Origin of the sequence: Alkalicaulis satelles (assembly GCF_008630495.1) — a bacterium.
GTDB classification, from domain to species: Bacteria; Pseudomonadota; Alphaproteobacteria; order Caulobacterales; family Maricaulaceae; genus Oceanicaulis; species Oceanicaulis satelles.
Genome location: NZ_VWOJ01000002.1, coordinates 549,184 through 571,573 on the forward strand (window position 1 = coordinate 549,184; position 22,390 = coordinate 571,573).

Sequence of the window (22,390 nt, forward strand, 5' to 3'; positions counted from 1 at the left end):
TCTGGGAGCCCGCCGCCGCATGACGAAAGCCGCCGCCGACACCGCCGAAGCGCCCGCCGAGACCCAGGACGGGCCGCTGCTTGATCTGACCGATTCCACCGTCAAGGCGATGATCAAGACCGCCAAGAAGCGCGGTTACGTCACCCATGACGAGCTCAACAAGGTGCTGCCCAGCGAGGAGTACAGCTCCGAGCAGATCGAGGACATCCTGGCCCAGCTGTCTGAAGTGGGCATTACGGTGGTGGACTCCGAAGAGGATTTCGAAGCCGACGACGCCGCGCCGCAGGACGGCGAGGACGAGGATGAAGAGGCGCGCCCGCGCGCCGTGGCCAAGAAAACCAAGTCCGAGGTTGCCGGCCAGAACACCACCTCGGCCCAGGACCGCACCGACGACCCCGTGCGCATGTATCTGCGCGAGATGGGCTCGGTGGAACTGCTTTCGCGCGAGGGCGAGATCGCCATCGCCAAGCGCATCGAGGCCGGCCGCAACGCCATGATCCGCGGCCTGTGCGAGAGCCCGCTGACCTTTGAAGCCATCATGGTCTGGCGCGACGAGCTGCAGACCGGTCAGGTGCTGCTGCGCGACATTATCGATCTGGACGCCACGCTGGGCGGGGTGCGCGCCGAAGCCGCGGGCGAAACCGAAGACGAGGACGCGGACGGCGAGGGCGAAGACAGCGCCGCAGCGCCCGCTGGCGGCGAGGCCCGCACAGCCGGCGCAGACAAGGCCCGGGGCGGCGACAGCGCCAAAGAGGGTGAAAGCGCCAAGGACGGCGAGAGCGAGGACGGCGCCTCGGCCCGCGAAAGCGAGGACGAGGATGACGAGGATGACGGCGCCAATATGTCGCTGGCGGCCATGGAGGCCGAGCTGCGCGACGGCGTGATGGCCACGCTGGACGCCATCGCCTCTGACTTCGACGCCTTCCGCCGCCTGCAGGACAAGCTGGTGGGCCTGCGCCTGGAGGGCAAGGACCTGTCCAAGAAGGACCGCGAGACCTATGAGGGCGTGTTCGAGCGCATCGTGGCCAATCTCAACTCGCTGCACCTGAACAATGCGCGTATCGAGGCGCTGGTCGAGCAGCTGGACGCCATCAACAAGCGCCTGGTGGGCCTGGAAGGCAAGCTGTTGCGCATGGCCGAGGCCCATGGCGTGGCGCGCACCGATTTCCTGGCCGCCTATCAGGGTCACGAACTTGACCCGGCCTGGATCGAGGACATGGCCGGGCGCTCGGCGGCCTGGACGCGCTTTGTCGAACGCGAAGCCAAGGAAGCCGGCGTGATCCGCGACGAGATTTCGTCGCTGGCCCAGGAATCAGGCGTGCCGGTGGATGATTTCCGCCGCATCGTCGCCACCGTCCAGAAGGGCGCGCGCGAGGCGCGTATCGCCAAGAAGGAGATGGTGGAGGCCAATCTGCGCCTGGTGATCTCCATCGCCAAGAAATACACCAATCGCGGCCTGCAATTCCTAGATCTGATCCAGGAGGGCAATATCGGCCTGATGAAGGCGGTCGATAAGTTCGAATACCGGCGCGGCTATAAATTCTCCACCTACGCCACCTGGTGGATCCGGCAGGCCATCACCCGCTCCATCGCCGACCAGGCGCGCACCATCCGCATCCCGGTCCACATGATCGAGACGATCAACAAGATCGTGCGCACCAGCCGTCAGATGCTCCACGAGATCGGCCGCGAGCCGACCCCGGAGGAGCTGGCCGAAAAGCTCTCCATGCCGCTGGAAAAAGTGCGCAAGGTGATGAAGATCGCCAAGGAGCCCATCTCCCTGGAAACCCCCATCGGGGACGAGGAAGACAGCCATCTGGGCGATTTCATCGAGGACAAGAACGCGGTTCTACCCATCGATGCGGCGATCCACTCGAATTTGCGCGAGACCACCACGCTGGTCCTCGCCAGCCTCACCCCGCGTGAAGAACGCGTGCTGCGCATGCGCTTCGGCATCGGCATGAACACCGATCACACACTCGAAGAGGTCGGCCAGCAATTCTCGGTGACGCGCGAGCGCATCCGCCAGATCGAGGCCAAGGCCCTGCGCAAGCTCAAACACCCCAGCCGGAGCCGCAAGCTGAGGAGCTTTTTGGATAGTTAGGGTGAACACGAAGAATTTACAGTTGCGCCCCATTACTGAATCGCGTCATATGGGAACATGAAAGTGACGTCTATGTTTGAGCATCAAAAGCCCTCGAGCGCTGCTGCTGTTGTTGCCGAGCGCATGCGAAAAGTCGCAAAGGTCGAACGTGTTCGGCATGATCCCCACCTTGGCATCATCTATCGTGTAACTTTTGAAGATGGAAAGGTTGCGCTGGTTCGCAAGTATCGCGGGCGTTATCAGTCAATAGACGCCAAATTCGCCAGCTTGCCGGTCAAGAAGCTTTCCGGGCGTCCATCTATAAACCCTTATCAGGCTCGTGGGCGCGGGAAGTTGATTTATGAACGGAATTTCCGAAAATAAGTTCGTATTTATAAATTGTCCATTTGATGAGAACTACAGGCAGCTTTTCTACCTTGCAGCCTTTACGATATTTGCATGCGGCTATACTCCTCGCTGTGCTTGGGAGCTCGGTGACGCTGCAGCACAGAGAGTCACAGGAATCCTGGGACTGATCGACCAATGCCGCCTGTCTGTCCACGATCTCTGCCGCGCAAAGACTGGAGAGGACATCCGGTTCAATATGCCATTTGAACTGGGATTGTTCGTGGCGGCGCGCCATTTTGGCGGATCGGAGCACGAGGCCAAAAAGGCCATGGTGCTGCACGAAAAAGCCTATGAATATCAACGCTTTCTGTCAGATATGGCTGGCAGCGATTTTCATGCCTATGACGGACGCTCGGACCTTTATTGCAAGCATATCCGTGATTTCCTAGCCAAGGACTGCGCGGCGGATAGGGCGCTATACGGCCACAAGATAATCATTGAGAAAATGGAAGCCTTCGAAGTCAGGCTTGCCAGTGCCGCTGATGCAGATGGCCTCGACATCGAAAATCTCCAATTTGTCGATTACATGCATATACTGACAGAGAATGATGTGTTTGAGTGCGCAGTGAAACCCGGAAATCGTAAAAATTGACCCCTAAAAATTCACTGGCAATATATTGAGCTATCAATACTAGTGGTAGCATCGACCTAAATCCGTAACGCCGATTTAAAGCGAATTCCTAGGCTGAGGTCTTCGCCTTCCTAGCCGAAACTCTCGTCTTCATGGGAGATGAAGCGCACCTGAGCGCCCAAGGGCGCTTGATAAGACAGGTTGAAAAATGCCAGGGCGAAGGAATCCTCAAGGCTAAAGTTTAATTGCGACGCCCAGCCGAAGCCGCAAGCTGCGCAGCTTCCTGGACAGCTAGGCGCTCAGATCAGCGCCAGCACCCGTTCGGGCGGGCGTCCGATCACGGCGCGCGCGCCGGCGATCAGCACCGGGCGCTCGATCAGGCGCGGGGCTTCGGCCATGGCCGCGATCAGGGTTTCCTCATCCAACGAGGCCGACAGGGCGCGCTCCTTGTACTCGGCCTCGCCGGTGCGCATGAGATCATGAGCGCTGGCCAGATCCAGCGCGGCCACCAGCCGGCGCAATTCATCCGCCGTGGGCGGGGCGTCGAGATAGGCGCGCACATCGGGCTCCACCCCGCGCTCGCGCAGGAGGGCCAGCGCCTGGCGCGATTTTGAACAGCGCGGATTGTGCCAGAATTCCATCAGCTCTCTCCTGTGTGTGCCTGGTCCGGGTCCAGCCCGGCGGCGGCCAGCGTCAGCCGCGCAGCGTCAAGATGCAGCCGCTCGATCATGCCGCCTCGAAACGCCAGCGCCCCGCGCCCGGCGGCGCCCGGCGCGGCGAAGGCGGCGATGATGGCGCGCGCCCGCGCGATCTCGTCCGGCGAGGGGGCGAACACGTCGTGGCAGGGCCCGGCCTGGGACGGGTGGATCAGCGTCTTGCCGTCAAATCCCATGGCCCGGCCTTCCGCAGCCTCGGCCCTGAAGCCGTCTTCATCACCATAGGCGTTCCATACCCCGTCCAGCACGCCAAGCCCCGCCACGCGGGCCGCCAGCACCAGCCGGGAGAGATGAGGGAGCAGCGCGGCGCGCCGCCCCGCGCCTTCAGGCAGGCGCAGGCCCTCGGCCAGATCATTGCTCCCGGCCACCATTACGCTGGCGCCCAGCACGTGAACGAGCGAACGATCGGTCGCCATCCGGTCGGCGAGATACATCCCCAAAGGGGTTTCGATCATCAGCCAGAGCGGGCCGCTCCAGCCCTGTGATTGCAGGCGCTGGCGCACTTGCGCGAGCGCGCCGGCATCCTCGGCCTTGGCGGCAAGGACCGCATCAGGGCGGGCGGCGGCGGCGCAGGCCAGATCGGCCTCATGGCCGGTTTCGCCCGGCGCGCAGATGCGCAGAACGCTATAGGCGCCCGCCTTGCGAAACGCCGTGATGGCGTCCGGCGCCGCAGCGCGCGCTGCATGCTTGGCCTCGGGCGCAACGGCGTCTTCGAGATCCAGGATCAGCGCGTCCGCGCCGAGATCCTGCGCCTTTGCAATCGCGCGCGGCTTGTCGCCGGGCACATAAAGCGCCGAGCGCAGCCGCGCGGGTGGGGAGAACGCCTCGCCAGTCATCCTTGTCAGGATTACAAGAGGGCGATGAGCCGCGCCAGCCTCCCCCCGCACCCGTCCTCACCCTCCGGCCCCGCCGGTCCGGTGATCGTGATCAGCTCGCAGCTGGCCGGCAGCCCGGTGGGCGGGAGTTTGAGCGTGCGCGTGCTGCATGGCGCCGGGATCGAAACCTGCCTGGCGCCCACGGTCAGTTTCGGCCGCCATCCCGGCCTTGGCGCGCCCGGCGGCGCGGTGATGGACGACGCGGCCTTTGCGAGCCTTCTGGACGCGCTCAAGGCCACCGGCGCGCCGCAACGCGCCCGCGCCATCCTCACCGGCTATATCGCCAGCCCGGGTCAGGCCCGGGCGGCGGCGGACTTCATCCGCGCAGCCCGCGCCGTCAATCCGGGCGTTCTGGTGATGGCGGACCCCATTCTGGGTGACGGCGCGCCGGACGGGCGCGATGCCGGGCTGTACTTGCGCCGCGACGCCGCCCGGGCGCTGGCCGAGGAGATCGTCCCGCTCGCCGACATCATCACGCCCAATCTCTATGAGCTGTCCTGGCTGGCCGGACGCGCCATCACCAGCCGGGAGGGCGCTGAAGCCGCCGCCCGTGCGTTGGCGCCCGCCGCCCTTGTCACCTCGGCCCCGGCGCGCGACGGCGCCATCGGCATGCTCGCCATTGAGCCCGGCGATTGCGTGCATCTGGAAACCCCGGACGCCGCGCCGGGCGGGCGCGCGCCCAACGGGACGGGTGATCTGTTCGCCGCCAGCGCGCTCGCCGCACAGCTGGCCGGCGCGAGCTGGACCGACGCCGCGCGCGCCGCCGCCGGGCGGGTCAGCCATGTGCTGGCCCATACCCCTGCAGGCGATCGGGCGCTGGCGATCTCCCGCGAGACGCTGGAGGCGCCCGCTGTCTTCCGGCCCATGCCCTTTACCCATGCGCGCACCGGGCGTGCGGCGCGGCCCGCCTATGCGCTGGGACTGGACGGCGCGCCGGGCGGCTGGGCCGGGGTGTTTTATGATCTCAACGCCCTTGAACCGCCCCGCACCGCCCTTTTCGCCCGCTTCCAGGACGCGCTGGACACCGGCGCGCAACTGATCGCGGTGGACATGCCCATCGGCCTGCCCGACCAGCCCCTGCCCGATGGCCGGGCGGGGCGGGCGTGCGAGCAGGCGGCGCGTGAGCGTCTGGGCGTGCGGCGCAATTCCATCTTCCCTACGCCCCTGCGCGCCGCCTTCGCGGGCGCCAGCCGGGCGGAAGCCGATGCGCTGAGCCGGGCGGCCGGGGGCAAGGGCGTGGCCGCCCAATCCTTCGCCCTGTTTTCGAAAATCCGCGAGATCGATGCGCTCATGACCGCGCAGCTTGAGGGCTGCGTGCACGAGACCCACCCCGAAACCCTGATCGCGGTGCTCACCGGCGCCCCGGCGGTACACGGCAAGACCACGCCCGAAGGCCGGGCCGAACGGCTGGCGCTTCTGGAGGCGCACGGCCTGCCGCGCACCCTGTTCGAGCCCCACCCGTTCAACACCAGGCAGGCCAGGCCCGATGACCTGGTGGATGCCGGGCTGTGCCTGCTGACCGCCCTGCGCATCGCTGCAGCCCAAGCGATATGTCTGCCGGACGATCCGCCGCGCGATGGCCGGGGCCTGCGCATGGCGATCTGGGTCTGAAGGCTTGCAGAGGCCGCGCGCGCGCGTTAGCTCGCATCCATGAGCATCACGGTCCATGGCGCGCTGGCGCCCGGCTTCGAGCCGGTTCGCGCGGCGTTTGAAGACAATGTCGCCGAACGCGGCGAGCTGGGCGCGGCCTTTGCGCTGATGCGTGACGGGGAGATCCTGTGCGATCTGCGCGCCGGCTGGGCCGACAAGGCCCGCACCCGGCCCTGGAGCGCCGATACGCTGGTCCCGGTCTTCTCCACCGGCAAGGCGGTAACGGCCCTGGTTGTGGCCTGGATGGTTGATCAGGGGCGTCTTGATTATGACGCGCCGCTGAGCGCGGTGTGGCCGGACTTCGCCGCCCAGGGCAAGGGCGCGGTGACGCTTGCCGAGGCGCTGTCCCATCAGGCCGGCCTGTCCGGTCCGGGCGATGACATCGCGCCCGATGACTGGTTCGACCGCGAGAAGATGGAAGCCCATTTCGCCGCCCGCGCGCCCATGTGGCCGCTGGGCAAGGGGTCGGGCTATCACCCGCTGAGCTTTGGCGTGCTGGCCGACGCCGCCGTGCGCCGCGCCGACCCGGAAGGACGCACGGTGGGCGAGCTGTTGCGCGAGGTGATCGCAGGCCCGCGCGCGATTGATTGTCATATCGGCCTGCCCGAAAGCGAGCACGCGCGCGCCGCCGAGCATGTCCTGCCGCCGCGCCCGCCCCATCTGGGGAAGATCAATGCGGAAAAGACCGCCGCCTTCCTGCGCCCGGGTGCGTCTCCGGGCCGCCGGGGCGCCGCGGCCTGGCGCAGCGCCGAGCTGCCCGCCGCCAACGCCCACGCCACAGCGCTGTCGCTGGCCCGGCTGATGGCGCCTTTCGCTTGCAACGGGCGCCTCGACGGCGAGACTTTCCTCGGCGCTGACACCCTCGCCGCCGCGCTGAAGCCGCGGATCTCGGGACCGGACCGGGTGCTGCCCTTTGATCTGAGCTTTGCGGCGGGCGTGATGATCAACCGGGACAGCGCCGCCTTCGGGCCAGAACCGTCTGCAGTGGGCCATTACGGGTTTGGCGGCAGCTGCGCCTTCGCCGATCCGGTGCGCGGTCTGTCGGGCGCCTATGTGATGAACCGCCAGATGGACGTGCTGGTGGGCGATGCGCGGGCCAGGGCGCTGATCGAGGCGGCCTATCGCTGCCTGTGACCGGCTCCATGGCCCTATCCGGCCCGTCCCGCAGGCGCGGCGGCGGCCGGCATGCCGGGCCTCGACACGGCCTGGGGCGCTGACCGCACCCGGCGCGCGCTCAGCGCTTCGGCCACATGAATGCGGCGCACGCCCCCGGCTCCGTCCAGATCGGCGATGGTGCGCGCCACCCGCAGCACCCGGTGATAGGCGCGCGCGGTCAGGCCCATGGCCTCGCTGGCCCGGGCCAACAGATCGCGCCCCGCCGCATCGGGCGCCGTGGCGCGGTCCAGCAGCTCCCCTGACAATCGCGCATTGAGCTCGCCGCGTTCTGTCTGGGCGTCGCGCGCCCTGGCGACCCGGGCCGCCGCCTCCGCCGTGCCTTCTTGCGCGGGCGGCAGGGCGAGGTCTGCGGGCGTCACCGGCGGCACGTCGATCTGCAGATCGATGCGGTCCATCATCGGGCCGGACACGCGCGCCTGATAGGACTCCACGCAGCGCGGCCCGCGCCCGCAGGCCTGCCCGTTCTGGCCGGCCCAGCCGCAGCGGCAGGGATTCATCGCCGCGATGAGCTGGAAACGCGCCGGAAAAGTGACGCGCTGATTGGCCCGCGCCACGGCGATCTCTCCGGTCTCCAGAGGCTGGCGCAGGCTGTCGAGCACCTGGGGGTGAAATTCGGGCAGCTCATCCAGGAAGAGCACGCCATGATGGGCCAGCGAGGCCTCGCCTGGCCTGATGCGCGAGCCGCCGCCCACCATGGCGGCCATGGAGGCCGAGTGATGCGGCGCGCGGAAGGGCCGGGTGCGCGAGAGCCGGCCGCGCTCCACCAGCCCGGCCACGGACTGGATCATGGACAATTCGAGCAATTCGCGCGCATCCAGCGGCGGCAACAGGCCCGGCGCGCGGGCCGCCAGCATGGACTTGCCCGCGCCGGGCGGACCGACCATCAAGAGGTTATGACCGCCCGCCGCCGCGATCTCCAGCGACCGTTTGGCGGTTTCCTGGCCGCGCACATCGCACAGATCGGGCGCCGGACCGCCCTCGATCAGATCGCCCGGCGCCGGGCGGGCGATCACCTGTGCGCCCTTGAAATGATTGACCAGCGCGATGAGCGAGCCCGGCGCCAGTATGGCCAGATCCCCGCCCGCCCAGGCCGCTTCCGGCCCGCTGGCTTCAGGGCAAATGAAGGCGAGCTCCATCTCGCTGGCCAGCATGGCGGCGGGCAAGGCGCCCGGACACGGCGCTATGGAGCCGTCCAGCCCCAGCTCGCCCATCACCAGATGGCCCTCCAGCGCATCGCGCGGCAAGACGCCCACGGCCGCCAGCAGGCCCATGGCGATGGGCAGGTCGTAATGGGCGCCTTCCTTGGGCCGGTCGGCCGGGGCGAGATTGACGATCAGGCGCTTGCTGGGCAGGGCCAGCCCGATGGCCGCGAAGGCCGCGCGTATGCGTTCGCGGCTTTCGGCCACCGCCTTGTCACCCAGCCCCACCACCATGAAATTCGGCTGACCGCCTGCGATCTGGACCTGCACGTCCACAGGCCGCGCCAGCGCGCCTTCAAAAGCGGCGGAATGGGTGCGGTAGCTCATCATGCGCTCCGTTCAATGAACGTGTTTTCAGATGTGGGCGCTGCACCGCAGCTTTCCACAGCCCGCCCCTCACGGAGCGATCAAAGCACGAACATTAATGGAACAGAGCCGGGAGCCTGTCAACCCGAGGGGGAAAATTAACCCGGTCTCACCCCCTCAGGGCGTGCCGGCGTCTGTGTCCGGCGCGCCGGATTCTTCCGCCGGCGTCAGGGGTTCGCCCCGGGCCACAGCGTCGCACAGCTCCGCGCGCATCTCCCCGCGCGGCGGCAGGTCGGGCGCCTCGCCGCCGGTGCGCACCAGCACCACCACCCGCTCCACCCCGCCCACCAGCGAGGCCAGCTGTGCGGCGCGGTCACGCTCGGTGGCGTCGCGGGCGAACCCCAGGAGATAGACCACGCCGCGATGGGTCTCGATATTGTAATTGACCGAGCGCACCGAGCCGTCCCCGGCCAGGCGCGCGCGCACGCGCTGGGTGATCCACACATCCCCCGCCGCCCGGCGCATGCCGCGCCCTTCGCCCACCTTGAGGTGATTGGCCACGCTGCGCACCGCCGGGGCGGACCAGGCCAGGCATTCGGCATAGACCCGGTCTTCCTCGCGCGGGACGCTCCCGCCCAGCAGCGCCACGCCTTCGGTCACCTCCACATCCACGCCCGAGAGCGCGAAGCCTTCCGCACGCAGCATCGCCGACTTGATGGCGATGGAGGCGTTGGCGTCATCCACCTGGCGCACGGCCGAGCGCTGGTCCTGCATGGCCGCGCAGGCGGGCAGGATGAATATGCACGCTGCGAGCACGAGAAACGGTCTGGATGGCATGAATCTGGGCGGCATTTGTGTGAACCCTTCCGGCGCTATGCGCATTTCCCCCCGGAATTCAGTCTCGCGCGGCTTCGCGAAAAAGCGGTTAACGCGCTGTTCACCCTGCGGGCGCGGGCGGGCGCCGCCTCAGATCAGATCGCGCAGCCCCGGCGCATCGGCGTCAAACGCGCCGGTCACGTGCAAGGGCCAGCGCCAGGGCGCGATCACCATCAGGTCATAGCGCGGCTGCAAGCGGGCCAGATCATCGCGCCGGGCCCGCCAGAGAGAGCCCGCGCGGATCAGGCGCGCACGCTGGCGCGTCCCCACCGCCTCCAGCCCCGCCTCTACAGTGGCGCGCTCCTTGACCTCGATGAAAGCCAGCACATCGCCGCGGCGCGCCACCAGGTCGAGCTCGCCTGCCGCCGTGCGCGCGCGCCGGGCCAGAATGCGCCAGCCCGTCAGCTGCAGCCAGAGTGCGGCCAGCGCCTCGGCGCGCCGGCCCCGGCGTTCGGCGGCCCGCCGGTCCCTGCGTGTCCCAGCCGGACGGTTCATGGGCGCCGTTCCCGGGCGCCGCGCGGTTGCCCCTCAACGCGCGCGCGGTTAGCTTCAGGCCGGCAGGGGCGCGCCGCGCAGACGGCGCTCAGACGAGACGGGATGCGCATCATGACAGGGCCAGTGTCCACCACTCCGCACGTGCGGCCAAGCCTGACCGCGATCATGGCGGGCGCCGCGCTGCTGGCGCTGTCCGCCTGCGGCGCGGCCGGGCCGGGCGCGCAAACGCCGCTGGAGCCTGTACGCCCGGTGATCGGCGCGCCGCCCGAACCGGCGGTCGCCGCGGTGGAGATGACCGACCGGGCCTATACGCCGGCGCATCTGGCCGGGCGCGAGCGCGATCTGTTGCGCGTGGGCCTGCTCTTGCCGTTCGGCGCGCGCAGCGAGGCGGCGCGCTCGGAGGCCTCCCAGATCCTGCGCGCAGCGGAACTGTCCCTGTTCGAACAGGGTGCTGATAACGTGCTGCTTCTGCCCAAGGACACGCGCGGCACGGCCGAAGGCGGGCGCGATGCGGCTGAAGCGGCGCTGGCCGATGGCGCCGATCTGATCATCGGACCGCTGTTCAGCGCCGCCGCCGAGGCCGCCGGCGAGGCGGCCCGGGCCGCGCGCAAGCCGCTGATCGCCTTCTCCACCGATCTGGCCATCGCAGGGGACGGGCTTTATCTGTTGAGCTTTCCGCCCCAGGAAGAGGTGCGCCGGGTGACCGAGCATGTGCTCGATCAGGGTGCAACCCGCTTCGCCGTGGTGGCGCCGGACACCGCCTATGGCCGGGTGGCGCGCGACGCTTACGCCCAAACCATCACCGCCCGGCTGGGATCCGACCCGCTGCCGGAAATCTCCACGGTGACCATCCCCCCGCCCGACGGGGCGCCGGAGGACGCTGAGCCGCGCCGTATCGAGCGCAGCTTCCGCACCGGCCTGGTGGCCAGTGAATTCTATGAAGGCGGGGTGGACTCCATGACCCAGGCCGCCCGACGCCTGGCCCGGCTGGGCGTGGAGCGGCTGGATCCGCGCGAGGCGGCGCGCATGAGCGGCGCCAACTGGACCCCCACGCCCGGCTCGGCCTTCCAGGTGGTGCTGTTGCCCGAGGGCGGCGACCGGCTGCGCATGCTGGGGCCGGTGCTGGTGTTTGAAAACATTGACCCCCTGCTGGTGAAATTCATCGGCACGGGCCTGTGGCGCGATAATGCGCTGGTGCGCGAGCCCGCCCTGGCCCATGGCTGGTTCGCCGGCCCCGAGCCGGAAGCCCGCGCGCGCTTTGAAAGCGTGTTTCAGTCCATGTATGGCGAACGCCCCTCGCGCCTGGCGGGTCTGGGCTATGACGCCGTGGCGCTGGCGGCGATGATGGCGCGGGAGCCGGGCGGGGATCCGCGCAGCCTGCTGGAGCGCCCCAGCGGGTTTGACGGGGTGGACGGGCTGTTCCGCTTCCGCCCTGACGGCACGATCGAGCGGGCGCTGGCGGTCTATACCATACAGGGCGGTCAGTTCCGGGTGATCTCGCCGGCGCCCGAGCAATTCGAGGACGCGCCCCCGCCGCAGATCATGGACCCGGCGGGGCCGAGCTGAGCGCCCACTCCTCACGCACGTCTGGATCGCCTTCAGCGCCCTGCCGCGCTGCGCGCTCGGCCTCGAAGCGCCCAGGATCGAGCCGGGAGAGCGCCCAGACCGCCGCGCCGCGCACCAGCGCGCTCTCATCATCAAGACGCGCCGCCGCCGCATCGGCCAGATCACCCGCGCCGGAATTGCCCAGCGCATAGAGCACGTTGCGCACGAAGCGCTCGCGCCCGATGCGCTTGACCGGAGACGCCGTGAACAGCGCCCGGAAGCCCGCATCATCGAGCTCGCAGAGCCCCGCCAGGGTCAGCCCCGTCAGGCTTTCGCGCGGCTGGAAGGCCATCTCGGCGCTGACGCGGGCGAACTTGTTCCACGGACACACCGCCAGGCAGTCATCACAGCCATAGATGCGATTGCCCATGAGAGGCCGCAGATGGCGCGCCACCGGCCCCTTGTGCTCGATGGTGAGGTAGGAGATGCACAGACGCGCATCGAGCTGATAGGGGGCCGGAAAGGCGTTGGTGGGGCAGATATCAAGGCAGGCCCGGCATGAGCCGCAATGATCGGTTTCGGGCGCATCGGGCGCCAGATCAGCCTCGGTGAGCATGACGCCCAGAAACAGCCAGGAGCCGAATTCACGGCTGACCAGATTGGTGTGCTTGCCCTGCCAGCCCAGCCCCGAGCGATGGGCCAGCGGCTTTTCCATCAGCGGGGCGGTGTCGACGAACACTTTGACGCCCGCGCCTGTCTCGGCGTGAAAGGCGCGCGCCAGCGCCTTGAGGCGCTTCTTCATCAGGTCGTGATAATCGCGGTTCTGCGCATAGACCGAAATCACCGGCTCGCGCGTGCGCTGCAGGGCCTCCAGCGGATCATGCTCGGGCCCGTAGTCGAGCCCCACCACCAGCGCCGATTTCGCCTGCGGCCACATGGCGGTGGGATGGACGCGCCGCTCCAGCGTCTCCTCCATCCAGCCCATGGCGCCGTGACGGCCCGCGGCGACAAAGTCGCGCAAATGCGCCCCCGCCGCCCAGGGCGCGTCCGCCCGCGCGATGCGCGCGGTGGAGAAGCCGGCCTCCAGCGCGAGGGCGCGGGCGCGGCTGGCGAGGGATTCAGCGGCGGCGGTCATGTGGCTTCATCAAAGTCAGCCCACACTGTCTTCCCGGCCGACCGGAGGGAGAGCCGGGATCCATCCACCAGCCCGCTCCGCCGCCAGAGCGGTTCAGATGCGCCGGGATGGGTCCCGGATATCCGCTGCGCGGATTCCGGGAAGGCAGTATGGAGAGGCTGCACATTCATCCGCCCTCTCTAGCCGTATGAAGCCCCCTTGCTGGAGCCCTCAAAAATCCAGGTCCTGATAGCCGTCTGCGGGCGCCAGGCCGGGCAGGCGGTCGGCCAGGATGGCGCGGAAGGACGGGCGGCACTTGATGCGTTGATACCACGCCTTGGCCGGAGGGCAGGAGTCCCAGGGCGCCTCGCCGAGATAATCGGCGCAGGACAAATGCGCCGCCGCCGCTATATCAGCCAGCGAAAAACGCGGCCCGGCCAGCCCCTCGCGCGTCTCCAGAAGGGCGCCGACATAATCGAGATGCCAGCGCAGGGCGTCGCGGCCCGCCCGGATCGCCGCCGGATCGGGCGCGCCCAGCCCTTGCAGGCGCTTTTCGATCTTCTCGTGCAAGAGCCAGGCGTTCACCTCGCCATCATATTTGCGGTCAAACCAGTCTATGAGGCGGCGCGTCTCGGCGCGCTCGGCCGGCCCGCCGGGCAGGAGCGCAGGCTCGGGCGAGATCTCTTCGAGATATTCCAAAATGGCGCGCGATCCGCAGATGCGCAGCATCCCGCCCTCGTCCTCATGCTCCAGCACCGGCGGCAGGCCGGCCGGGTTGAGCGCGGCCAGCGCGCTATCGGCCTCCCAGGGCGAGGCGGGCACGGGCTCGAAAGCCGCGCCTTTTTCCGCCAGCGCCAGGCGCGCCTGGCGCGAGGCGGGGTCGAGGGCGAAATGATAAAGACGCGCTGCGCCGGTCACGCCGCCCCCAGAAGGTCCTGCATGGAATAGAGTCCGGCCGGGCGGTCCTTCAGCCAAAGCGCGGCCTCCACGGCCCCGCGCGCAAAGATATAGCGGTCAAACGCGCGGTGGGTGAGGGTGATTTCCTCGAACGCGGCCAGGAAACGGGCCTCGTGCTCGCCCGTCACGCCGCCGCCGCGCACCGCGCTGAACCCGATCTCGCCGCTCTTGCGCGCGCCGCCTGTGCGCGGACGGGCATAGACGGCCCGGTCTTCCAGCGCCTCGCCGCGCGCGCGCGCCGCCGCGCGGCCCAGCATCAGCGCGGTGCCCGAGGGCGCATCGGTCTTGCGCCGGTGATGAGTCTCCACGATTTCCAGATCAAACTCGCTGGCGGGCAGAAGCCGGGCGGCGTCCGCGAGCAGGCGCTCCATCACCGCCACGCCCAGCGAGAAATTGCTCGCCTGGAGCACCGGGATCATGCGCGCCGCCGTTTCGACGGCCTTTTGCTGCTCAGACGAGAGCCCCGTCACGCCGGTCACCAGTCCCGGCCCGCCGCGCGCGGCCAGGCGCCCGGCCATGGCGGCGGTGAAATCGGGCAGGCTGGCGTCGATCACCATGTCCGCGCCCTCACAAGCGGTTTCCAGCGACACTACCGCCTCCAGCCCGAGAAAGCCGGTCCCGGCGATTTCGCCCGCATCGGCCCCGCGATGGACCGAATCAGCGCTGACCAGCGCGCCGGTCAGTACGGTGTCGAGCCGGCGGATCACCTCATGGGCGATGGAGCGGCCCAGCCGCCCGGACACGCCGGCGACGCAGATTTTGAATGGGGTGTCGGTCATGCGCTCCTCACCAGGTCATGAGGCTCAAGTCCTCGCCCGAAGCGGTGAAGAAAGCGTATCCCGCCCGCGCTTGCGGCCGCCCTTAAGCCCCCGTCCTCGGCCCGTCGGGATGGTCTTCGCCGCGCACATCGTCCCAGAAGCGGCGCACCTTGCGCAGGAAGCCGTCGCTTTCGGGATTGCAGCCCTCGCCGGAGATGTCACAGAACTCGCGCAGGATCTCGCGCTGGCGCTCGGTGAGCTTGCGCGGGGTCTCCACGAACAGCTCCACATACATGTCGCCGCGCGCGCCGCCGCCATTGAGCCGCACCATGCCCTTCTGTTTCAGGCGCATGCGCTCGCCGGTCTGGGCGCCTTCGGGCACCTTGATCTGCACCTTGCCGCCATCAATCGTGGGCGCATCGATACTCCCGCCTAGCGCCGCGGTGACCATGGGCACCGGCGCGCGGCAATAGAGATTGGGCCCGTCGCGCTCATAGAGATCGTGCGGGCGCACCGACACGAAGATGTAGAGATCGCCGCGCGGCCCGCCCTGGGCGCCCGCCTCGCCCTCGCCGGACAGGCGGATGCGCATGCCGTCCTCGACGCCGGCCGGGATCTGCACGCGCAGATCGCGGGTCTGGCGCACGCGCCCCGCCCCGTCGCAGGCGCGGCAAGGCGTTTCCACATAGGAGCCGCGCCCGCCACAGGTCGGACAGGTCTGCTCCATGGTGAAGAAGCCCTGGGTGCGCCGGATGCGCCCTGTGCCCGAACACGTGGTGCAGGTGGTCACGCCCGTGCCCGGCTCGGCGCCCGAGCCTTCGCAGCGTTCGCAGGTCACCGTGGTGGGCACGCGGATCACGGTGTCCTTGCCGTTGAACGCCTCTTCCAGCGTGATTTCCATGTCATAGCGCAGGTCCGAGCCGCGCGACGGCCCGCCGCGCCGGGCGCCGCCGCGCCGGCCCATGCCGAAGGCGTCGCCGAACACCTGCTCGAAAATGTCTGCAAAATCAGCCGCAGAGGCCCCGCCGCCCCCGAAGGGCCCGCGCCCGCCGCCGCCATTCTGGAAGGCGGCATGGCCCATACGGTCATAGGCGGCGCGCTTGTCGGCATCGGACAGGACCGCATAGGCCTCGCCCACTTCCTTGAACCTGGCTTCGGCCTCGGGATTGTCCGGGTTCTGGTCGGGGTGGAACTGCATGGCGAGCTTGCGATAGGCGCTCTTGACCGCCTTCGCGTCCGCATCGCGGGCGACGCCCAGAACCTCGTAATAATCACGCTTGCTCATAAACCCGTCCGATCACGCCAGCCTTGTCATGGCGAGCGGCCCCGCCCCACCCGGGACGGGGCCGCCCGTCAGGCTCTGCCCTGAAACGCCCTTAAGCGCTCTTCTTCTCGTCGTCGTCCTTGACCTCGGTGAATTCGGCGTCGACCACGCCGTCTTCCGCCGGAGAGTCCTCAGACGCGCCCGCTTCACCTGCGCCCTGCTGCTGAGCGGCGTACATCGCCTCGCCCAGCTTCATGGCCGCCTGCATCAGGGCCTGGGTCTTCTGCTGGATGGCGTCCACATCCTCGCCATCCTTGACGCTTTCGAGATCGGCAATGGCGCTCTCGATAGCCGACTTGTCCTCGGCCGAGACCTTGTCGCCGAACTCCTCGACCTGCTTGCGGGTCTGGTGAGCCAGCGCTTCGGCATTGTTGCGCGCGTCCACTAGCGCCCGGCGCTTCTTGTCCGCCTCGGCATTGGCCTCGGCGTCCTTGACCATGTTCTCGATATCGGCGTCCGACAGACCGCCCGAGGCCTGGATGCGGATGGCGTGCTCCTTGCCGGTGGCCTGGTCACGCGCCGACACGTTCACGATGCCGTTGGCGTCGATGTCGAACGTCACCTCGATCTGGGGCAGGCCGCGCGGGGCGGGCGGAATGCCCACCAGATCGAACTGGCCCAGCAGCTTGTTGTCCGCCGCCATTTCCCGCTCGCCCTGGAACACGCGGATGGTCACCGCGGTCTGGTTGTCGTCGGCGGTGGAGAAGGTCTGGGATTTCTTGGTGGGGATAGTGGTGTTGCGGTCGATGAGCCGGGTGAACACCCCGCCCAGTGTCTCGATGCCCAGCGAAAGCGGGGTCACGTCGAGCAGCAGCACGTCCTTCACATCGCCCTGCAGCACGCCGGCCTGGATGGCCGCGCCCATGGCGACCACCTCGTCCGGGTTGACGCCCTTGTGCGGCTCCTTGCCGAAGAAGCCCTTCACGGCCTCCTGCACCTTGGGCATGCGGGTCATGCCGCCGACCAGCACCACCTCGTCGATATCGCTGGCCGACACGCCCGCATCCTTCAGCGCGGCCTTGCACGGCTCGATGGTGCGCTTGATCAGGTCCTCCACCAGGCTTTCCAGCTTGGCGCGCGACAGCTTCATGGTCAGGTGTTTGGGACCCGAGGCGTCGGCGGTGATGAAGGGCAGATTGACCTCGTAGGCGGTGGCGCTGGACAGCTCCTTCTTGGCCTTTTCGGCCTCTTCCTTCAGGCGCTGCAGGGCCAGCTTGTCCTTGCGCAGATCAATGCCGTTGTCCTTTTTGAACTCGTCGGCGAGATAATCCACGATGCGCAGGTCAAAGTCCTCGCCGCCCAGGAAGGTGTCGCCATTGGTGGCCTTCACCTCGAACACGCCGTCGCCGATCTCCAGGATGGACACGTCGAACGTGCCCCCGCCCAGGTCATAGACCGCGATGGTCTTGTTGGCGTCCTTGTCCAGGCCATAGGCGAGCGCGGCCGCGGTCGGCTCGTTGATGATGCGCAGCACCTCAAGGCCGGCGATCTTGCCCGCATCCTTGGTGGCCTGACGCTGGGCGTCGTTGAAATAGGCGGGAACCGTGATGACGGCTTTTTCCACCTTCTCGCCCAGATAGCTCTCGGCGGTCTCTTTCATCTTCTGCAGGATGAAGGCGGAAATTTCGGACGGCGCGTAGGACTTGTCGCGCCCCTTCACCCAGGCGTCGCCATTGGCGCCTTCCACGATGGCGTAGGGGACCATGTCCTTGTCCTTCTTGACCATCGGGTCAGCCATATTGCGCCCGATCAGGCGCTTGATGGCGAAGAAGGTGTGATCAGGGTTGGTCACCGCCTGGCGCCGGGCGGGCTGGCCGATCAGGCGCTCGCCGTCCTCGCTGAACGCCACCACGGACGGGGTGGTGCGCATGCCTTCGGCGTTCTCGATCACCTTGGCCTGGCCGCCTTCCATGACCGCCACGCACGAATTGGTCGTGCCCAGGTCAATGCCGATTACCTTGCTCATCGCGTGCGTGTCTCCTGTTTGTGCGGCGGGGCGGGGCCGTGCGCCAGGCCCGAAGCGCCTGCGTCCGGCCGGGAGCCGCCCCCCGGTTTGGCTCGCGTTCGTGTTCGGGCGCGGGCATGAAACAGTCAATACCCACGCGCGTCATGCGGCGATTTAGGTAGCAGCGCGCCGCAGCGCAAGAGCCCGTCAGGAAATCGGCGCCCGCCGCGTCAGCGCCCAGCGCGCGATCACCGCCAGGGCGGCGAGAACAAAGACCGGGATGCACACCGCCATGGTGTTCACCGCCACGATCTCGGGCAGGAAGAGGATATCGCGCGCCCAGCCGTCCTCCACGCCGGTCAGCGCCCGCGCCCAGGTTTGCAGAATGCAGCGATTGCCGTTGGCCAGATAGCCCGCCAGGATCGCCAGCGGATATCCCAGAAACAGCGGGATATAGCGCGCCAGGCGCCCGCTGAGCGCATAAACCGCCATGCCCGCCAGCATGGCCAGCGCCGCCACATAGATCAGGAAATGCGCCAACTGGATAGCGAACAGGAGCATGGCGCCAAGCTAGGCCGCGCGCACGGCCACGGGCAAGGCGACCCGGAACGTCAAAGCAGGGTTGATTGACTTGACCGGTCTGAAGCCCGACCCTTTGGCCCTCGACCGCATGGGAGGCCGCCATCGCCCGCTTCATCCCCGTCCTGATCGCATCCCTGAGCGCCGCCTTCGCCCTCACCGCCTGTCTCAGCCAGCATGAATACGCCCTGGCGCCCAACAGCGCCGGCCATGTCATCGGCCCGGACGGCGCGCCGGTTGAAGGGGCGCAGGTGCGCTATGACGGGCTGGAGGATGCGCAAATTGTCCAGACCGGCCCCGATGGCGCATTTGCCCTGAGCGCGCGCATGGGCGAGCGGCGGCGCATTTTCGGCGTCGGCGGGGTGTTTGCGGACGCCGCCCCGGTGCGCGTCAGCGCGCCCGGCATGCCGGACGGATGGGGTCATGCCTTTTACATCAACGGGCTGGGCGAGCCGGACGCCAGCATGGATGTGGTCGTTGTGATGCTGGACGATCTCGCGCTGGCGCCGGAGATCGACACGCTCAGCGCCGATTGCCTGGAGCGGCCGGTCCAGCGCCATGCGCTGGCCCTGACCGGCTGGGCGGGCGGGCTGGACGCCGCAGCGCCGCCCGAATGGCTGACGCCAGAACGCGCGCGCTATCTCTATGAGCATCTCAAAGCGGCGCTCACATCAGGCGCGGTTGTGCAGTGCACGGATTCCTACGCCCTCCATGACGCCCTCTACCCGCGCCAGCGCGTGCTGTCAGATATTGGCCATGGCCGCTGAAGCAGGAGCGCAAACGGACAGACCGCGCTTCCAGACCCCGGACGGCTTCCGCCTTTTGCCGGGCTTTCTCGGTCCTGATGAGCAGCGAAAGCTGGCCGATGACGTGATCGCGGCCATCGCGCACGCGCCCCTCTACCGCCCGTCCATGCCGCGCACCGGCGCGTCGCTGAGCGTCGAGATGACCAATCTTGGCCCGCTGGGCTGGATCAGCGACCGGGGCGGCTATCGCTATGAGCCGGCCCACCCGGTGACCGGCCGGCCCTGGCCGCCCATGCCGGACGCCCTGCTGGCGCTTTGGGCGGCCGTATCGGACTGGCCGGACCCGCCGCAGGCCTGCCTGGTCAATGTCTATGGCGCGGACAGCCGGCTGGGCCTTCATGTGGACGCTGATGAGGATGCGCGCGATGCGCCGGTGGTCTCGGTGAGCCTGGGCGACCGGGCCCGGTTCCGCATCGGGGGCCTGCGCCGCACTGATCCCACGCGCTCGCTGGTGCTGTCGTCAGGCGATGTAGTGGTGCTGGGCGGCGCGGCCCGGCGCTGCCATCACGGCGTGGACCGGATTTATCCGGCAAGCTCCGCCCTGCTGCCGGAGGCCTGGCGGCCCGGGCGCATCAATCTGACCCTGCGCCGGGTGCGGTAGTTTTTTGCCCGCGTGAAACCATTCAGCCTCAATTCAGCCTTGGACGTGATAGAGTATGCCCTGACGGTCGGGCGCGTCCGGCCGCTAGAGAACCCATTCGCGACCAACAAAGAGGGTCCCAATGATCCGCATGCTAGCTCTCGCCGCCGCCGCTCCCCTCGTGCTGACGGCCTGCGCCACCACCTCCCCCGCCGTGGGCGGGGCCGCCACCGGCGCCGCCATCGGCGCAGCCGGCGGCGCCATCATCGGCAATAATACCGGCCGCGGCGACGCACGCACCGGCGCCCTGATCGGCGCGGTGGGCGGCGCGGTCGCCGGCGCGGCCATCGCCTGCCAGCGCCAGGGCGGGTGCTCGCACAACCCCAACAATCCGCGCCACTCGCAGCTCTATTACGACCAGTATTCGGGCCGCTACTGGTATGAGGATTACGACACCGGCGCCACCTTCTGGCAGAACGGCGAACCGCGCACTGCAGCCCGCCGCCGCTAGAGGCTTTTGCCGCTTTACTCCCCCGATGACGTGAACAGGGCGGCCCTCAAGGGCCGCCCTGTTTGCATTAGAAGCGATCGGCTGAGTAGCGGGGCGCGCTTCAGGCGCTCACATCCACACCGCCATTGGGGCGGGCGGGGCGCTGGGACTCGTCGGCGGAGCTTGCTTCGCCCTCGGCAGGCCCCGCACTCACCACCACCATGGCGGCGCGCAGCGTGCGTTCGCCGATCACATAGCCCGGCTGCATCACATGGGCGATGGCGCCCTTGGGCTGGGGCGCGGGGACCTGGGCGGCGGCCTGATGGCGGTTGGGGTCCAGCGGCTCGCCCGGCTGGGGCTCCACCTTGCGCACGCCATGGCGCTCCAGCGTGCTGGCCAGCCGGCGCTCGGTCAGCTCCACCCCCTCCAGCAGCGTGGTCAGGGCGGGACCGGCCGAGGCGCGCGCTTCCTCGCTGACTGCGCCGAGAGCGCGGGCGAGATTGTCGGCGATATCCAGCATGTCGCGGGCAAAGCCCGTGACGGCGTATTCGCGCGCATCCTTCACATCGCGCTGGGCGCGCTTGCGGGCATTGTCGGCTTCGGCCAGCGCCCGCAGCAACTGATCGCGCAGGCCCGCGATCACCGCTTCAGGGTCCGGCATGGCCTCATCGGCGTCAGGCTCAGCCGCCTCAGCCTCTTCGGCCGCAGCGTCTTGCGCCTCAAGCTCTTCCGGGGCGGCGTCCATGTCGGGGGTCTCTGGATCGGTCTGGGTCATGGGATGTGGTCTTGATGCGAGCAGGCGTTGAGGTCAAGGGCCGTGCCTCAGCGTGAGGCGAGCAGCCGACCGACGACGCGGGCGGTGTAATCGACCAGCGGGATCACCCGGGCATAGTTCAGCCGGGTGGGGCCGATGACGCCGATGGCGCCGATGATGCGATTATCGCGATTGCGGTAGGGCGCCACGATGACGCTGGAGCCCGACAGCGAAAAGAGCGGGTTTTCCGAGCCGATGAACAGGCGCACGCCCTGGCCGTTGCGCGCCTCGTCCAGCAGGGCCAGCAGCCCCTCCTTGCGCTCGATATCCTCAAACAGCATGCGGATGCGTTCGAGATCGCCCGCCGCCTCCACCGATTCCAGCAGGCGCGCCTGGCCGCGCACGATCAGCTGGCGGGTTTCCGGCCCGCTCCAGTCGGCCACGCCCTGCTCCACCAGTTCGGCGGCCGCCTCGTCCAGCTGGGCGCGGCGCTCGGCGATCTCGGTCTGGATCTCGGCCAGCGCCTCGGCCAGCGTGCGCCCGCGCAGGCGCGCGGAGAGATAATTGCCCGCCTCGATCAGGGCTGCGGGCGGCAGGCCGGACGGCGCGCGCATCAGCCGGTTCTCCACCGACCCGCCCTCGCTCACCAGCACCGCCAGCACCTCGCCCGGCGCCAGGGTGACGAATTCCACATGGCGCAAAGGCGCCTCGCTGGCGGGCGAGGCCACCAGACCTGCGCCGCCGGCGAGCCCGGACAGAAGCGTTGAGGCCTCGCCCAGCACGTCCTCGGTGCGCCGGCCTGCCGCGGCCACGCGCTCGTCAATCTCGCGCCGGTCGTCGGAATCGAGATCGCCAATCTGCAGCAACCCGTCCACGAACAAGCGCAGGCCTGCATGGGTGGGCATGCGCCCCGCCGAGGCGTGGGGCGCGGTCAGCAGCCCTGCCGAGGCCAGATCGGCCATGGTGTTGCGGATAGAGGCCGGCGAAAGCGTGAAAGCGCCCTTGCGCGACAGGGTGCGCGAACCCACCGGCTCGCCGGTGTCCAGATAGGTCTCCACCAGCTCGCGGAACACGTCGCGCGAGCGCGCATCAAGCTCGGCAAGACTGGGCAGACGGACCGGATCGCTCATCACATTCAAGAGTTAGGGCCTTGCGCGCGCCAGCGCAATCGCCCGGCGAACAC

General features: G+C 68.5%; 22 protein-coding genes. 9 read left to right on the forward strand and 13 right to left on the reverse strand.

Annotated features, from left to right (window positions below; all coding sequences use genetic code 11):
- Positions 1-19: 19 nt before the first annotated feature.
- Genes rpoD through F1654_RS08250 form a run of 3 tightly spaced genes read left to right on the forward strand, consistent with a single transcriptional unit; the run spans position 20 to position 3,083 of the window.
- Positions 20-2,104: an RNA polymerase sigma factor RpoD gene (gene rpoD, locus F1654_RS08240; protein WP_150023045.1), complete on the forward strand. Its 2,085-nt coding sequence runs from the start codon at positions 20-22 to the stop codon at positions 2,102-2,104.
- A 57-nt stretch (positions 2,105-2,161) separates the two neighbouring features.
- Positions 2,162-2,467 carry a hypothetical protein gene (locus F1654_RS08245; RefSeq protein ID WP_150023046.1) on the forward strand — a complete coding sequence of 102 codons (306 nt, stop codon included), beginning with the start codon at positions 2,162-2,164 and terminating at the stop codon, positions 2,465-2,467.
- The gene (locus F1654_RS08250) at positions 2,445-3,083 is read left to right on the forward strand and encodes a hypothetical protein (RefSeq protein ID WP_150023047.1); all 639 of its coding nucleotides are present in this window, start codon (positions 2,445-2,447) and stop codon (positions 3,081-3,083) included. The genes F1654_RS08245 and F1654_RS08250 overlap by 23 nt, the downstream gene beginning before the upstream one ends.
- A 278-nt stretch (positions 3,084-3,361) precedes the next feature.
- Here the strand turns inward: F1654_RS08250 and arsC are convergent, their stop codons facing one another.
- Together arsC and F1654_RS08260 are read right to left on the reverse strand one after the other, a co-directional pair.
- Entirely contained in the window at positions 3,362-3,703 is a 342-nt protein-coding gene (gene arsC, locus F1654_RS08255; RefSeq protein ID WP_150023048.1) for an arsenate reductase (glutaredoxin), read from the reverse strand.
- Entirely contained in the window at positions 3,703-4,614 is a 912-nt protein-coding gene (locus tag F1654_RS08260; RefSeq protein WP_150023049.1) for an HpcH/HpaI aldolase/citrate lyase family protein, read from the reverse strand. Before F1654_RS08260 ends, arsC begins: the two co-directional genes overlap by 1 nt.
- A gap of 24 nt (positions 4,615-4,638) precedes the next feature.
- Here F1654_RS08260 and F1654_RS08265 point away from each other — a divergent pair, with 24 nt between their 5' ends.
- Both F1654_RS08265 and F1654_RS08270 read left to right on the forward strand, forming a co-directional pair.
- On the forward strand, positions 4,639-6,264 hold the full coding sequence (locus tag F1654_RS08265) for a PfkB family carbohydrate kinase (RefSeq protein WP_199200513.1): 1,626 nt from the start codon (positions 4,639-4,641) through the stop codon (positions 6,262-6,264).
- A 39-nt stretch (positions 6,265-6,303) separates the two neighbouring features.
- A complete protein-coding gene (locus tag F1654_RS08270) occupies positions 6,304-7,437 on the forward strand; it encodes a serine hydrolase domain-containing protein (RefSeq protein WP_150023051.1) in 1,134 nt (377 codons plus the stop codon).
- Between the two features lie 14 nt (positions 7,438-7,451).
- On the opposite strand, the gene F1654_RS08275 is transcribed toward F1654_RS08270, so the two are convergent.
- The 3 genes from F1654_RS08275 to F1654_RS08285 form a co-directional block, all read right to left on the reverse strand.
- Positions 7,452-9,005: a YifB family Mg chelatase-like AAA ATPase gene (locus F1654_RS08275; protein WP_150023052.1), complete on the reverse strand. Its 1,554-nt coding sequence runs from the start codon at positions 9,003-9,005 to the stop codon at positions 7,452-7,454.
- A gap of 156 nt (positions 9,006-9,161) precedes the next feature.
- Positions 9,162-9,821, reverse strand: a complete 660-nt coding sequence (locus F1654_RS08280) for a BON domain-containing protein (RefSeq protein WP_150023053.1) — start codon at positions 9,819-9,821, stop codon at positions 9,162-9,164.
- Positions 9,822-9,950: 129 nt separating this feature from the next.
- Complete coding sequence (locus F1654_RS08285) at positions 9,951-10,355, reverse strand: YraN family protein (RefSeq protein ID WP_150023054.1); 405 nt, start codon at positions 10,353-10,355, stop codon at positions 9,951-9,953.
- A 111-nt stretch (positions 10,356-10,466) separates the two neighbouring features.
- Between F1654_RS08285 and F1654_RS08290 the strand changes: the two genes are divergently transcribed.
- Positions 10,467-11,921: a penicillin-binding protein activator gene (locus F1654_RS08290; RefSeq protein ID WP_150023055.1), complete on the forward strand. Its 1,455-nt coding sequence runs from the start codon at positions 10,467-10,469 to the stop codon at positions 11,919-11,921.
- On the opposite strand, the gene queG is transcribed toward F1654_RS08290, so the two are convergent.
- The 6 genes from queG to F1654_RS08320 all read right to left on the reverse strand — a co-directional run bounded on the left by queG (position 11,896) and on the right by F1654_RS08320 (position 18,559).
- Entirely contained in the window at positions 11,896-13,035 is a 1,140-nt protein-coding gene (gene queG, locus F1654_RS08295; RefSeq protein WP_150023056.1) for a tRNA epoxyqueuosine(34) reductase QueG, read from the reverse strand. The genes F1654_RS08290 and queG overlap by 26 nt on opposite strands.
- Before the next feature lie 210 nt (positions 13,036-13,245).
- On the reverse strand, positions 13,246-13,932 hold the full coding sequence (gene fzlA, locus F1654_RS08300; protein WP_150023057.1) for an FtsZ-binding protein FzlA: 687 nt from the start codon (positions 13,930-13,932) through the stop codon (positions 13,246-13,248).
- Positions 13,929-14,750, reverse strand: coding sequence for a 4-hydroxy-tetrahydrodipicolinate reductase (dapB, locus tag F1654_RS08305; protein ID WP_150023058.1), 822 nt, complete (start codon positions 14,748-14,750; stop codon positions 13,929-13,931). Before dapB ends, fzlA begins: the two co-directional genes overlap by 4 nt.
- Before the next feature lie 82 nt (positions 14,751-14,832).
- Positions 14,833-16,014, reverse strand: coding sequence for a molecular chaperone DnaJ (dnaJ, locus tag F1654_RS08310; protein ID WP_150023059.1), 1,182 nt, complete (start codon positions 16,012-16,014; stop codon positions 14,833-14,835).
- A gap of 91 nt (positions 16,015-16,105) precedes the next feature.
- On the reverse strand, positions 16,106-18,148 hold the full coding sequence (gene dnaK / locus F1654_RS08315) for a molecular chaperone DnaK (protein WP_269844609.1): 2,043 nt from the start codon (positions 18,146-18,148) through the stop codon (positions 16,106-16,108).
- A gap of 57 nt (positions 18,149-18,205) precedes the next feature.
- Positions 18,206-18,559 carry a hypothetical protein gene (locus tag F1654_RS08320; protein WP_150023061.1) on the reverse strand — a complete coding sequence of 118 codons (354 nt, stop codon included), beginning with the start codon at positions 18,557-18,559 and terminating at the stop codon, positions 18,206-18,208.
- 269 nt (positions 18,560-18,828) lie between these two features.
- On the opposite strand from F1654_RS08320, the gene F1654_RS08325 reads away from it, so the two are divergent.
- The 3 genes from F1654_RS08325 to F1654_RS08335 all read left to right on the forward strand — a co-directional run bounded on the left by F1654_RS08325 (position 18,829) and on the right by F1654_RS08335 (position 20,474).
- A complete protein-coding gene (locus tag F1654_RS08325; protein ID WP_199200514.1) occupies positions 18,829-19,344 on the forward strand; it encodes a hypothetical protein in 516 nt (171 codons plus the stop codon).
- A complete protein-coding gene (locus tag F1654_RS08330; RefSeq protein ID WP_150023063.1) occupies positions 19,334-19,984 on the forward strand; it encodes an alpha-ketoglutarate-dependent dioxygenase AlkB in 651 nt (216 codons plus the stop codon). Before F1654_RS08325 ends, F1654_RS08330 begins: the two co-directional genes overlap by 11 nt.
- A 121-nt stretch (positions 19,985-20,105) precedes the next feature.
- On the forward strand, positions 20,106-20,474 hold the full coding sequence (locus F1654_RS08335; RefSeq protein ID WP_150023064.1) for a YMGG-like glycine zipper-containing protein: 369 nt from the start codon (positions 20,106-20,108) through the stop codon (positions 20,472-20,474).
- Between the two features lie 100 nt (positions 20,475-20,574).
- Here F1654_RS08335 and grpE read toward each other — a convergent pair whose 3' ends face one another.
- Both grpE and hrcA read right to left on the reverse strand, forming a co-directional pair.
- Positions 20,575-21,228, reverse strand: a complete 654-nt coding sequence (gene grpE / locus F1654_RS08340; RefSeq protein ID WP_150023065.1) for a nucleotide exchange factor GrpE — start codon at positions 21,226-21,228, stop codon at positions 20,575-20,577.
- A 47-nt stretch (positions 21,229-21,275) separates the two neighbouring features.
- Entirely contained in the window at positions 21,276-22,337 is a 1,062-nt protein-coding gene (gene hrcA, locus F1654_RS08345) for a heat-inducible transcriptional repressor HrcA (RefSeq protein WP_150023066.1), read from the reverse strand.
- Between the last annotated feature and the right edge of the window lie 53 nt (positions 22,338-22,390).